The 12160-nt window shown below is 66.2% G+C and carries 9 protein-coding genes and 4 pseudogenes; 7 read left to right on the top strand and 6 right to left on the bottom strand.

The genetic code is table 11. The features are described from left to right. Both GGQ80_RS18880 and GGQ80_RS18875 read left to right on the top strand, forming a co-directional pair. Positions 1–152 (top strand): annotated as a pseudogene (locus GGQ80_RS18880) (IS3 family transposase); the annotation flags it as partial. Positions 153–226: 74 nt separating this feature from the next. Further along, positions 227–517 carry a MarR family transcriptional regulator gene (locus GGQ80_RS18875; protein ID WP_183987496.1) on the top strand — a complete coding sequence of 97 codons (291 nt, stop codon included), beginning with the start codon at positions 227–229 and terminating at the stop codon, positions 515–517. Positions 518–817: 300 nt separating this feature from the next. Here GGQ80_RS18875 and GGQ80_RS18115 read toward each other — a convergent pair whose 3' ends face one another. Next, positions 818–1921 carry an alkene reductase gene (locus GGQ80_RS18115; protein WP_183987494.1) on the bottom strand — a complete coding sequence of 368 codons (1104 nt, stop codon included), beginning with the start codon at positions 1919–1921 and terminating at the stop codon, positions 818–820. Between the two features lie 217 nt (positions 1922–2138). Here GGQ80_RS18115 and GGQ80_RS18110 point away from each other — a divergent pair, with 217 nt between their 5' ends. The 3 genes from GGQ80_RS18110 to GGQ80_RS18100 are packed head-to-tail and all read left to right on the top strand — an operon-like array spanning position 2139 to position 5899. Then, positions 2139–2678, top strand: coding sequence for a 2Fe-2S iron-sulfur cluster-binding protein (locus tag GGQ80_RS18110; protein ID WP_183987492.1), 540 nt, complete (start codon positions 2139–2141; stop codon positions 2676–2678). Further along, positions 2675–3661 carry an FAD binding domain-containing protein gene (locus GGQ80_RS18105; protein ID WP_183987490.1) on the top strand — a complete coding sequence of 329 codons (987 nt, stop codon included), beginning with the start codon at positions 2675–2677 and terminating at the stop codon, positions 3659–3661. The genes GGQ80_RS18110 and GGQ80_RS18105 overlap by 4 nt, the downstream gene beginning before the upstream one ends. Before the next feature lie 36 nt (positions 3662–3697). Beyond that, positions 3698–5899 carry a xanthine dehydrogenase family protein molybdopterin-binding subunit gene (locus tag GGQ80_RS18100; protein WP_246347205.1) on the top strand — a complete coding sequence of 734 codons (2202 nt, stop codon included), beginning with the start codon at positions 3698–3700 and terminating at the stop codon, positions 5897–5899. A gap of 92 nt (positions 5900–5991) precedes the next feature. Here the strand turns inward: GGQ80_RS18100 and GGQ80_RS18095 are convergent, their stop codons facing one another. The 3 genes and pseudogenes from GGQ80_RS18095 to GGQ80_RS18870 all read right to left on the bottom strand — a co-directional run. Then, a complete protein-coding gene (locus tag GGQ80_RS18095; protein ID WP_183987486.1) occupies positions 5992–7179 on the bottom strand; it encodes an L-dopachrome tautomerase-related protein in 1188 nt (395 codons plus the stop codon). Beyond that, on the bottom strand, positions 7176–7649 hold the full coding sequence (locus tag GGQ80_RS18675) for an SMP-30/gluconolactonase/LRE family protein (protein WP_281375505.1): 474 nt from the start codon (positions 7647–7649) through the stop codon (positions 7176–7178). The genes GGQ80_RS18095 and GGQ80_RS18675 overlap by 4 nt, the downstream gene beginning before the upstream one ends. A 29-nt stretch (positions 7650–7678) precedes the next feature. Further along, positions 7679–7981: pseudogene (locus GGQ80_RS18870) on the bottom strand (SMP-30/gluconolactonase/LRE family protein); the annotation flags it as partial. A 360-nt stretch (positions 7982–8341) separates the two neighbouring features. Between GGQ80_RS18870 and GGQ80_RS18085 the strand changes: the two are divergent. Continuing rightward, positions 8342–8704, top strand: a complete 363-nt coding sequence (locus GGQ80_RS18085) for a DUF4440 domain-containing protein (RefSeq protein WP_183987484.1) — start codon at positions 8342–8344, stop codon at positions 8702–8704. A 111-nt stretch (positions 8705–8815) separates the two neighbouring features. Here the strand turns inward: GGQ80_RS18085 and GGQ80_RS18080 are convergent. Continuing rightward, positions 8816–9989 (bottom strand): annotated as a pseudogene (locus GGQ80_RS18080) (MFS transporter). A gap of 10 nt (positions 9990–9999) precedes the next feature. Beyond that, a pseudogene (locus GGQ80_RS18075) lies at positions 10000–11034 on the bottom strand (aldo/keto reductase). Positions 11035–11119: 85 nt separating this feature from the next. On the opposite strand from GGQ80_RS18075, the gene GGQ80_RS18070 reads away from it, so the two are divergent. Next, positions 11120–12028, top strand: coding sequence for a LysR family transcriptional regulator (locus GGQ80_RS18070; protein ID WP_183987482.1), 909 nt, complete (start codon positions 11120–11122; stop codon positions 12026–12028). Positions 12029–12160: the final 132 nt, after the last annotated feature.

Genomic DNA, 12160 nt, shown 5'->3' with positions numbered 1-12160 from the left:
ACACCGAGCGGCCGCACTCGTCGCTCGGCTACGCTACCCCGGCCGCATTCGCTGCCGGGCTCGAACAGCAACGGGCGGGGTTAACCCCGCCCGTTACTTCACCTGCGCTCATGCGCGACAACACCGGTCGGTCTCTGGTTGCCGCTGGTTGAAAGACTGGGGTCACGTCAGCACGCAGAAGTCAGCGCAGTCCGAGACACTCGATCTTCTCGAAAATCTCGGACCGATGAACGTCGCCCCTTTGGCTGACAGACGCGGCGTCACTCATCAGACGATGCGCCTTGTGGTCGCGGGGCTCGAGGCGGACGGATTAGTGCGACAACTTGCTGATGCCGCAGACCGCCGCAGCAGGCTCGTGTCGATCACGTCCGAAGGGCAGCTCGCTCTATCGCAGGCGAAAGCAAAGCGCACCGTCCATATCGCGGATGCGATCCGCAGCTCGCTGTCTCCTGAGGAGTGCAACAGACTTCAGGCCGCAATCCCGATCCTCAATCGGCTGTCGGATAAGGCCAAGTGACGATCGCCGACCGGCTCCATTTGGGTGCTATGAACAAGGCAGGCGATTTAAGCTGAGACGACGCATTTGTGGTCATTCGACTGTCAAGTTGCAGTGCTCGGCAACGAACCCTCGTTCACATTGGCTTTGAAGAAAGAAACGCAGATAGCCAGTCGCTCCATCCCGACGAGAACCCGCTAAGGTGATGGTAGCGGGCGTCTCACCCAGCCGATAACCCCAACGTGTCTGCAAAGCCAAATTCGAAAGCGACCCCATGGGAATGGGTAAGAGGCAAGTTCGACACCTGCCCCCCCCTTCCGGTCAGCGCGAAGCGCCGACGGTCGGCCAATCCGAATAGCCGACCGAGCCACCGCCGTACCAATATTCCTTCGGCGCCTCGGCCAGCGGCGCGCCGATCCGCAGGCGGTCGACGAGATCGGGATTGGCGATGAAGGGGCGCCCCATGCTGAAGAGGTCGGCGTCACCTGCCTCCAGCACCTGTTCGGCGAGATCCAGCGTATACTGGTTGTTGGCGATGTAGGCGCCGTCGAAGCGCTTGCGCAATGCCGCGAAGTCGACGCCGTCCGGCGCGTCTCGCGTCTGCTGGGTCACGCCCTCGATATCGTGAATATACAGCAGGCCACGCTTCGACAGCTCGTCGACATAAGTGCCGTAGGTCTCCATCACTTGGCTGTCGAGCGGCGTCTCGCCGGGCTGCGTCGTGGCAGGGGACAGGCGGACGCCGACCCGGTCCGCCCCCCAGACGTCGACCACCGCATCGATCGCGTCGAGCGGAAACCGCAGCCGGTTCTCGATCGACCCGCCGTAGCGATCGTTGCGCTGGTTCGTGCTGTCACGCACAAATTGCTCGAGGAGATAGTTGTTCGCGGAATGGACCTCGACACCGTCGAACCCCGCGGCTTTGGCGTTGGCGGCGGCGCGTCGATAATCGTCGACGATTGCCGCCACCTCCTCGGTCTCCAAGGCCCGAGGCGTCGCGTGATCCTTCATGCCTTCCTTGGTGAAGGCTTGGCCTTGCGGCTTGATCGCCGATGGTGCCACCGGCAACTCGCCGCCATGCAGATCCGGATGCGAGATGCGGCCGGTATGCCAGAGCTGAAGGAAGATCAGCCCGCCGGCATCGTGAACGGCCTGCACGATCGGCCGCCACGCCTCGACCTGCGCCTCGTTCCAGATCCCGGGCGTGAAGGCGTAGCCGACGGCTTGCGGCGAGATGTTCGTTGCCTCGCTGATGATCAGGCCAGCACCGGCGCGCTGCGCATAATAATCGGCGACGAACGTCGGCGAGATGCCCTCGTCGTTCGATCGGCTGCGAGTGAGCGGCGCCATGACGATCCGGTTCTTGAGGGGCAGCTCCCCCAAGCTCGTAGGCTGCAAAATCGGTGAGGACGAACGATCGGTCATGGCGTGCGCTTTCACTCCAAATAGATGGACTAGCGCTCTGAACGGCCAAGCAGCGGCATCGGTCCCGCCGCCTTCTCGCCTGCCTCACCAGCCCGCGCTCCCTTACGCTCGGCTCGTTCAATTTTTCTCCTCCCGCCGCAGCCATCGGGCAATTTTGCCTGGACGCTTGAACAGCTTGGCCTCCGCTGCGTTGACGCGTGGAAGCCACGGAGGGCCCATGCAATTTACGATCAACGGACAGCGCCGAGAGGCCGACGTGGATGTCCGCACCACGTTGCTCGACCTGCTGCGCGAGCATCTGGCGCTCACCGGCAGCAAGAAGGGGTGTGACCACGGTCAGTGCGGCGCCTGCACCGTGCTGGTCAATGGTCGGCGGATCAACAGCTGCTTGACGCTCGCGGTCATGCATCAGGACGACGAGATCACGACGATCGAGGGTCTCGGCTCCCCCGAGCGTCTGCATTCGCTCCAGGCAGCCTTTGTCGCTCACGACGGCTATCAGTGCGGCTATTGTACGCCGGGTCAGATCTGTTCGGCGGTCGGCATGCTGGGCGAAGTGGCGGCGGGGTGGGGAAGCCACGTTTCGGCCGACCTGTCGTCGCCTGGACTGAACACCGACGAGATCGCGGAGCGGATGAGCGGCAATCTTTGCCGCTGCGCTGCCTATCCGAACATCCGCGCGGCCATCGCGGAGGTGGGCGCCGATCATGCCTCGGCAGCGGCCACGTCAGCTCGCCGGGAAGGCGTGTCCGCATGAGGTCGTTCCACTATGAGCGGGCGGCGACGCCCGAAGCCGCGGTGCGCAACTTCGACACCGCCGACGCCCGCTTTATCGCCGGCGGGACCAATCTCCTCGACTTGATGAAGCTACAGGTCGAAACCCCCGGCAAACTGGTCGACATCAGTCGGCTCGACTTCGCCGGGGTCGAGGATGCGGAGGATGGCGGGCTGCTGATCGGCGCCCTGGTGCCCAACAGCGATCTTGCCGCCGATCCGCGGGTCGTCGCCCGCTACGAGGTGCTGGCCCGCGCTCTGCTGGCGGGCGCCAGCGGGCAGCTGCGCAACAAGGCGACGACCGGCGGCAACCTGCTTCAGCGTACCCGCTGCTACTATTTCTACGACCTCCATTCCCCGTGCAACAAGCGCGAACCCGGGTCCGGATGCTCGGCGATCGGCGGCGAAAATCGCATCCTGGCGGTGCTCGGTACCAGCGAGAACTGCATCGCTACCCACCCCAGCGACATGGCCGTAGCCATGCGCGCGCTGGACGCGACCGTTGTGACGCTGAAGCGCGACGGCGATCGCCGGCGCATCGCACTCGCTGATTTCTACCGCTTGCCCGGCGACACGCCGCAGATCGAGACGGTGCTAGAGTCCGGCGAGCTGATCACCCATGTGGCGCTCCCGCCGGTGCGAGAAGGTAGCCGTCAAGCTTATCGCAAGGTGCGCGATCGGGCTTCCTACGCCTTCGCCTTGGTATCGGTCGCGGGCGTCGTCCGCATGGAGGATGGCAGCATCGCCGAGGCCCGGCTGGCCTTCGGCGGGCTAGGACCGATGCCTTGGCGCGATGTCGCGGTAGAGCAGGCGCTTGTCGGTCAGCCGCCCTCGCCGGCCCTGTTCGAGCGTGCGGCAGATATCCTACTGGCGGACGCGCAGGGCCAGGGCACCAATGATTTCAAGATCCCGCTCGCCCGGCGCACGCTTGCCGCGACGCTGCGCGATCTGACGGAGGCACGCTAGATGTTTGGTTTCGGGAAGAGCGACAACTCGCTCACGATGGACAAGCCCCAGCCGGTCAGCCGGCTGGACACCACCGTGCAGGGGCTCGTCGGGCTCGGCGTCGAGCGGGTCGATGGGCCGGCCAAGGTCTCGGGCCAAGCGATCTATGCCGCCGAATACCGCGTCGACGACGTCGCCTATGGCGTCCTTGTCGGGGCCGGTATCGGCAAGGGCAAGGTGGTTTCGGTCGATGTCGATGCGGTGAAGGGCTTGCCCGGCGTCATCGATGTGGTGACCGATTACGATACCTTCATTCGCGTGTCTCAGCAGGGCGGCGAGACCGAAGCGCCGACCCAGGGCGTCAAGGACATCGAGTATTTCGGCGAGATTGTCGCGATCGTGCTGGGCGACACCTACGAAGCCGCCCGCGACGCCGCCATACGCCTGCCGATCGAATATGACACCGGCGCCGGCGTATTCGCCTTCTCGATGGACGCGGAGCGGGACGGTGACCTGCCGGAAAACAACACGCCCGCGCAATCGGCACAGGGCGACATCGACGCCGCCATGGACGCGGCCCCGGTGACGGTAGATGTGACTTATACGACGCCGAGCCAGAATTCGGCCGCGATGGAGCCGCATGCCAGTCTGGCAATGTGGGACGGGGACGGCGCGCTGACCCTCTACGGCGCCTATCAGATGCCGACATCCGACGCGCAGCAGCTCGCCAAGTCGCTTGGGGTGGCCGCGTCCAAGGTGCGGATCGTGTCGCGCTTCATCGGGGGGGGCTTCGGCTCCAAGCTCGGCATTGCGCCCGAAAGCGTCGCCGCGGCGGTCGCCGCCAAGCGGCTCGGCCGGCCGGTCAAGGCGGTGATGATGCGCCAGCAGGTGTTCGACGTCACCGTACGGCGATCCAATACCTCCCAACGGATGCGGCTTGGCGCCGGCACCGACGGGCGGCTGGTCGCGATCGGGCACGAGACGACTGCCTCCAACCTCGACACGGAGGACTATTTCGAGCCGGCCGGCATCTCGACGCATTTTCTGTACGCGGGCGAGAATCGGAAGGTCAGTCACGATCTCGTGCGGGTGAACTGGCTCCTGTCCGGTTCGATGCGCGCGCCGGGCGAGGCCGTCGGTCTGATTGCGCTCGAATGCGCAATGGACGAACTGGCCGAGAAGCTGGGCATCGATCCGATCGAACTGCGTCTGCTCAACGAACCAGCCGAAGATCCCGAGAAGAAGGTGCCCTTCTCGTCGCGTTCGCTCAAGGCGGCGCTGACGCAGGGGGCCGAGCGCTTCGGCTGGAGCAAGCGCCAGCCCGCGGGCGCGCGGCGCGAGGGCGACTGGCTGATCGGTATGGGCGTCGCGTCCGCGGCACGGGCGAACACGCTGATGAAGAGTTCGGCGAAGGTGGCGCTGCATCCCGACGGCACCGCCACCGTGAGCTCGGCAATGACCGATATCGGCACGGGCAGCTACACCATCCTGACGCAGATCGCGGCCGACATGCTGGGCTTGCCGCTTGATCGCATCCGCATGGAGCTGGGCGACACCAACCATGTTCCGGCCGCGGGTTCGGGCGGCTCATGGGGCGCAGCATCGGCGGGGTCGGCCGTCTACCTGGCCGCCCAGACGATCCGTCAGAAGCTGGCAAAGGCCATGGACGTCGACGAGGAGGAACTGACCCTCAAGGACGGCCAGGCGATCGCGCGCAACCGCAGCGTTCCGATTGGCTCGCTGACCGAGGGCGAGCCGATCGAGGCGACCGGAACGATCGACAAGGGCAAGCAGGAAGAGCTCTTCAATCAGGCGTCTTACGGTGCCCACTTCGCCGAGGTCGGCGTGAACGTGGTCACCGGTGAAATCCGCGTCCGGCGTATGCTAGGCGTCTTCGGAGCCGGGCGCATCCTCAACCAGCAGACGGCCCGATCGCAGTGCCTGGGCGGCATGACGTTCGGCATCGGCGCGGCGCTTCACGAGGAGCTGATCCACGACGAGCGGACCGGCAAGATCGTCAACCGCGACCTCGCCGAGTACCATATCCCCGTGAACGCCGACGTGCCCGACCTGGACGTGGTTTTCCTGCCTGAACGCGATATCCACGCCAATCCGATCCATGCCAAGGGCATCGGCGAGGTCGGCATCTGCGGCGCGGCCGGCGCGGTCGCGAACGCAGTGTACAACGCGACAGGCATCCGGGTGCGTGATTTCCCGATCACGCTGGACAAGCTGATGCCACACTTGCCCCAGGAATAAGCGATCTGGTCTGGCCTGGGCGTCCGCCAGGGCCGTCTCTGACGGCGGAAGCTCGTTTCGCTGACCTGGCCGTCGGTCTTGAGCCTCCGACGCTAGAGCGGCAATCGGGTTCTGAGTATCGCATAGGGTGGCCGCTGTAGATCGTCGCCGCGATTAAATTCGGGGCGGCGGTTTACCTGTGCGGCGGAGATGTAGAGCCAGTCATCTTCGATCCACATCGTGTCGGCCCAGATCAGCCGTGGGTCAGACGCGACGATCTCGACGCTACCGTCGTGGTTGCGGCGCCCGATCGCATTATGCTCCTGCAGCGCCAGCAGCACGCGACCCTGCGGATCGCAAAGAAGCCCACCCGTCAGCCCCTTCTCCCCCAGATCCTCGACCGTCGCGGCAAGCGCTGCGTCGTCCATCGTGGGATCGAGCAGCGCGCCGGTGTCGACTGCATAGAGGTGTCGCCCGATCAGTGGCGCGTAGAACAGGCGCCGGCCGTCCGGACTGATCGCGATGCCGTTGGCGCCGCCCTTGACCGCGCCGGTCGACCCGTCGCGTCGCCGCTGCATTACCTGCCGACCCTCGACGATCTTGACGATCCCGTCGACCGACGCGGTGCTGTAATGCTTGGCGAGACGGCGGACGGCACGGCCGTTGTCGAGGTCCACCGCGACGATCGCCCCATCGCCCACTTGGCCTTGGTCGCTGATGAACGCGCGCCGCGCTTCGGCATCGAGCCGCAGATCGTTAAGCGATGAAGTCGGCTCCACCGCCGGGGCAAGGGGAATGGTTCGCACGACGCGGTCGGTGGCCAGGTCGACGCAGACGAGCTTCGCGCCACAAGGCACCGGGGCGCCGCTCGAGGCCATCAGCCCGGCGTCCAGCAACCACAACCGCTCGCGGCCATCGACGACGCCGTTGGGCACGTGGATCAGCCGGTCGGCCGCGTGTTTGCCATCGGGCACGTTGCGCGCCGCATCGGGGTAGGGACGAACGCTGCCGTCTGCGGCGACTTCGCCGACGGTGTAGGGCACCGCGTCGTTGAAGCGCGGCATGAAGACGAAGGTGCGCCCCGAGCGCGTCACCACGACGCCCGTCGGCGTCGAGGGGGCGGCCGCGGCGCGGAACAGGTCCATGCTGCCCGTCGGCGTTGCGGGGGGCGTCCTCCCAGACGGCGTACGTCGGGCCTGCGCGGCGGCGGTCCCCGAGTTCAGGGTAGTGCCTGCGACGAGGCCCGACAGGCCGATCAGCGCGGTGCGGCGGGCGATGATCGGATCGTTACGGTCTGTCATGTCCAGCCTCTTGCCATGGTATCGATGGCGAACACCCGATCGGTCGCGCACAGGAACAGCGTGCGCCCATCACGCCCGCCGAATGCGAGGTTGCCGCAGGTGACGGGGGTGGGGATGATTCCGAGCGGCTCGCCCGCCGGCGACCAGATCGCCGCGCCGTCCGCCGTGGCGGCGTAGACACGTCTTTCGTTATCGACGGTCAGGCCATCGGGGATGCCGTGGTCTAGCGTCGCGAAGTGCCGCTCGCGCGCGAGCCGGACGCCATCGATGACATCGAACGCGCGGATTTCGCGCGGACCCTCGGGGTTCAGCGCGCCGCCGGTGTCGCTGACGTAAAGCGTCCGCCCGTCGGGAGAGAAGACGATGCCGTTGGGCTGATCGAAGCCGTCGGCGACGACGCCAAGCGCGCCCGCCGGATCGATGCGAAGTACGAAGCGCCCGCGCTGCTCGGGCTCGGCGGGCAGCCCCAATCGGGCACGGTGATGCCGAAGACGGGATCGGTGAACCAGATTGCTCCGTCCGAAGCGACCGCGATATCGTTGGGCGCGTTCAGCCGCCGTCCCTGGTAGCGATCGGCGAGCACGGTGATCCGCCCGTCCCTTTCCTGACGCACCACGCGCCGGTTGAGATGCTCGCAGCTGACGAGCCTGCCCTCGTGATCGAAAGCGTTGCCGTTGGCGTTGTTCGACGGTTCCCGAAACGTCGTCACTGCCTGACCGGGAACGATCGACAGAATCTTGTTTCCCTTGACGTCGCTGCACAGCAGGCGGCCCGCGCGCCGATCCCAGGCCGGCCCTTCCATCCATCGCCCGCCGCCATGAACGATCGTCAGCCGGGCGCCGGGAACAACAATCTGGTTTCCGCTCGCAGCCGCCCCTTTACGCGACGGTGTCATGGCAAGCATCGCTCCTGCGCCCAGCATCAGCGATCGCCGATCCGTCACGGTCGTCAATGAGGATCGCGGCATCTGGCCTCCCGCTTGACCGACGGCGTCGGTAGGCATGTCACTGTCTGTCGAACACCGGTTAGCGCTTTTCGTTGCCGCCCCACCTGCAGAAGGAACAAGCAGGCACCTGCACGCTGGCGGACCGGGCGTAAAGAGCGGCTGTCCCGCAGGAACCCCACCAGGCTTCAGCCGCTGATGGCGCGAAGGAGATTGCATGTGGACGACGACCGGTTGTGGGGCTTCGAGCAGAGCCTGTGGATCGAAGGCCCGGATAATTATCGCGAGAAGGTGGATCCCGAGGTCGTCATGGTCCTGCCGCGCCCCCCGTTCGCCTTTCACGGCGAAGAGGCCATTGCCGCCGTCGCCGAGACACCCGTATGGGACCGCGCCGAACTGACCGAGCGCACGGTTTCGCGACCGCAGGAGGGCTTGATCGTTATCGGCTACCACGTCCGAGCCGAGCGCGGCGGCGGCCCCGGCTATGAGGCCTGGTGCACGTCGACGATCCGGCGGCTCGAGCACGAGGTCTGGCGGGTCGTCCAGCACCAGCAGACACTCGCACTCGACCGCGGCGCATGATCGCCGGCGGGGCGGCGTCGATGGCGCCGTCTCGCCGTCTCATCCCCCCTCTCGACCGCTTAGGGCGCTTAAGTCCTACCACTGGCAGACCCCTGTCCATCGGCGTGCGGCTCAGCGCGGCGACGTGAGCGGATGCGCCTTGGCAGGAGCACGGGTGGCGAACAGCAGCACGAGAAGCCCCGCTGCGGACGTGCTCGCGCCAGCGAGCGCCACGGCCGGGTAGTCGAAGCCCGCGGCGATGACGCCTCCACCAAGCGCCGCGCCAATCGCATTACCCAGGTTGAACGCCCCGATATTCACCGCCGAGGCAAGGTTCGGCGCGTCGGCGGCAGCGGACATGACCCGCACCTGCAGCGGCGGCACCAGCGCAAAGCTCGCCGTTCCCCATAGGAAGATCAGCACCGCGCTCGGGCCGGCATGCGGCATCAGCACCGCAAAGGCGACCAGGATGGCCGACAACGATGCGAGCGTCACGATCAACGTGCGATCGACGGACCGATCGGCAAAGCGCCCACCGAGCCAATTGCCTGCGGTCAGTCCCAAACCGTAGGTCACCAGCATCGCGGTGACGAAGCCCAGCGAGGCTTGCGTCACCTCCCGCAGGATCGGGACGATATAGGTGAACACGGTGAACATCGCGCTCGATCCGACGACCGTCAGGCCTAGGGCTGCCAGCACCGGACCGCGGGTTAGCACGCGCAGTTCCGCCAGCGCGCTCTCACCGCCCGATGCGGGCAGCGGCGGCAAGGTCAGCCGCAGCGATGCCATCATCGCGACGCCCAGCGCCGCGATACCCCAGAAGGAGGCACGCCAGCCGAGATGCTCGCCTGCCCAGGTCGCCACGGGCACGCCTACGACATTCGCGATCGTCAGTCCCATGAACATCGCCGCAACCGCGCTGGCGCGCCTCTCGGGCGCGACCAGGCTGACGGCCACGATCGAGCCGACACCGAAGAATGCGCCATGGTTGAACGCGGTCAGGACACGCGCGGCGAACAAGATGGCATAGCTGTCTGCTATCGCCGCCAGCAGGTTGCCCGCGGTAAAGATAGCGGCCAATCCGATCAGCAACGCGCGCCACGGCACGCGCCCGGTGGTCAGCGTCATCACCGGTGCCCCGATCAGAACGCCAAGGGCGTAGGCGCTGATGAGCAGCCCGGCGGCCGGGATCGAGACGTGCAGGTCGTGAGCGATCACCGGAAGCAGTCCCATTGGGGGCGAACTCGGTCACGCCGATGCCGAACGCACCGATGGCCAGGGCAAGCAAGCCTGGGTTGGTCTTCATTATTGGGTCCTCACACAAGAGCCGGCGCGAGGCGGGCGAAGCCCTCCTGCTGGCGGTAGGGCGTATGCGGATAGGGCGGCAGTACGGCGCTGGCCTCGTCCAGCGCTGCAACCTGTTCCCTCGTCAGCGCCCAGCCGATGGCGCCCAGGTTCTGACGAAGCTGCTCCTCGTTACGCGCGCCGATGATGACGGACGAGACCGTAGGCCGCCGCAGCAGCCAGTTGATCGCAATTTGCGGCACGGTTTTGCCCGTCTCCGCAGCTACCACCTTCAACGCATCGATCACGCGATAAAGATGCTCGGGCGCGACGGGAGGGGCAAATTGCTCGGTCTGGTGGAGGCGGCTCGCTGCCGGCAACGGACGATCGCGGCCGACCTTGCCGGTGAGCCTGCCCCAGCCGAGCGGGCTCCACACCAGCGCACCGATGCCCTGGTCCGCTGCCAGCGGCATGAGGTCCGCCTCATAGGCGCGCCCGATCAGCGAATAATAGACTTGATGCGCGACGAGACGCGGCCAGCCGTGTCGATGGGCCAGGCCTTGCGCCTTCATCAGCTGCTAGCCCGGATAGTTGGAGACACCGGCGTAGCGGACTTTGCCCGACGCGATCAACGTGGCCAGCGTCTCCATCACCTCTTCGGTCGGCGTCGCGGCATCGAAGGCGTGGAGCTGCAAGAGGTCGATATGATCGGTGTCCATCCGGCGGAGCGCGGCATCCACGGCGCGGATCAACCGGGCGCGCGAGGTGCCCCAATCCTGCGGTCCGTCCCCCATTGGCAAGCCCGTCTTTGTGGAGATCAACACATCGTCCCGCCGACCGCGGATCGCCTGTCCCAAGATCACCTCGGACGCTCCGGCGGAATAGACATCCGCCGTGTCGAACAGGGTGACGCCCGCCTCGAGGCAGATGTCGATCAGCCGTCGTGCTTCGGCGGAGTCGCTCTGCCCCCAGGCGCTGAACAGCGGTCCCTTGCCGCCGAACGTGCCCGTCCCAAAGCTGAGCGCGGGCACGCGAAGGCCCGAGCGGCCGAGTTGCCGATATTCCATGTCTTATCCCTCTTGCCGACGTGGCGCATAGATGGACGAAGCCAGCATGCCGCAGTAGGAGGCGCGCGCGCCGAGGATCTTTGCAATGAACGCAAAAAAACTGAGTAGCGGCACCGATCGCGCACGCGCATTGGCGCTATTCGCGGCCGTGGTGGACCAGAGAAGCTTTTCGGCTGCCGGGCGCGTGCTCGACATGAGCCCGTCGGCAGTCGCCCGCGCCGTCGACAGGATCGAGGCCCGCCTTGGCGTGCGCCTGCTGCTGCGCTCGACTCGCGCACTGTCCCTGACCGCTGAAGGGCAGAGCTACCTTCAGGCGGCGCGGCGCATCCTTGCCGACCTGGACGATGCAGAGCAGCTGATCGCCGATCAGGGTGCGCCGCGCGGCAGGCTGCGCGTCAGCGCCGCGCTGTCGCATGGGCGACTATGCGTCGTGCCGCTGCTCGGCCGGTTCGTGGAGCTGTACCCAGACATCTTCGTCGACATCGCCCTATCCGACATGCTCGTCGACATCGCGGCGGGTCAGGCCGATGTGGCGGTGCGGTTCGGTCCGCTCCCCGACAGCGCACTCACCGCGCGCAAGTTGGGCGAAACGGGTCGCGTGATCGTTGCAGCTCCAGCCTATCTCGCACGGCATGGCGTGCCGGAAGAGCCGGAGGACTTGCTCCGGCACAATTGTCTGAACTTCAACTTCCGGCGCGCAGAGCCGGTTTGGCCGTTCCGACGCGACGGTCACGACTTCAACCTTTCTGTTCGCGGAAGCATCGAGGCCAACAACGGAGAGACGTTGGCGCAGCTCGCCACGGCCGGCGTCGGCATTGCCCGGGTAGGCGCCTTCAGCGCTGCACACGAATTGGCGACAGGCGCGCTCGTGCCTCTTCTCGAAAGTTTCAATCCCGGGGACGTCGAGCAGATCCATGCCGTCTTCGTCGGCGGCAGCAACGTGCCCGCCCGAGTCCGTGTCTTTGTGGACTTTCTGGCGCATAATCTGAATTGAGACCCACGAGTGGACGTTCGGTCCGCCCTATTCACTTCCCAGAAGCGTTGGGGTGGACGCCCCCTGACGGCATCGATGTGCCAGAGTGGAGGTGTTGAAGCACCACTGCAGGAGGCGTCCATGGAAGAGGTT

It is taken from the genome of Sphingomonas jinjuensis, from assembly GCF_014197105.1.
In the GTDB taxonomy this organism is placed as follows: Bacteria; Pseudomonadota; Alphaproteobacteria; order Sphingomonadales; family Sphingomonadaceae; genus Sphingomonas; species Sphingomonas jinjuensis.
This window is presented reverse-complemented; position numbering and strand designations above follow the sequence as displayed.

Bases quoted from the DNA above. Each gene is read 5' to 3' on its own strand.
- GGQ80_RS18875 (WP_183987496.1), top strand. From the start codon at position 227: ATGAACGTCGCCCCTTTGGCTGACAGACGCGGCGTCACTCATCAGACG.
- GGQ80_RS18115 (WP_183987494.1), bottom strand. From the start codon at position 1,921: ATGACCGATCGTTCGTCCTCACCGATTTTGCAGCCTACGAGCTTGGGG.
- GGQ80_RS18110 (WP_183987492.1), top strand. From the start codon at position 2,139: ATGCAATTTACGATCAACGGACAGCGCCGAGAGGCCGACGTGGATGTC.
- GGQ80_RS18105 (WP_183987490.1), top strand. From the start codon at position 2,675: ATGAGGTCGTTCCACTATGAGCGGGCGGCGACGCCCGAAGCCGCGGTG.
- GGQ80_RS18100 (WP_246347205.1), top strand. From the start codon at position 3,698: ATGGACAAGCCCCAGCCGGTCAGCCGGCTGGACACCACCGTGCAGGGG.
- GGQ80_RS18095 (WP_183987486.1), bottom strand. From the start codon at position 7,179: ATGACAGACCGTAACGATCCGATCATCGCCCGCCGCACCGCGCTGATC.
- GGQ80_RS18070 (WP_183987482.1), top strand. From the start codon at position 11,120: ATGAACGCAAAAAAACTGAGTAGCGGCACCGATCGCGCACGCGCATTG.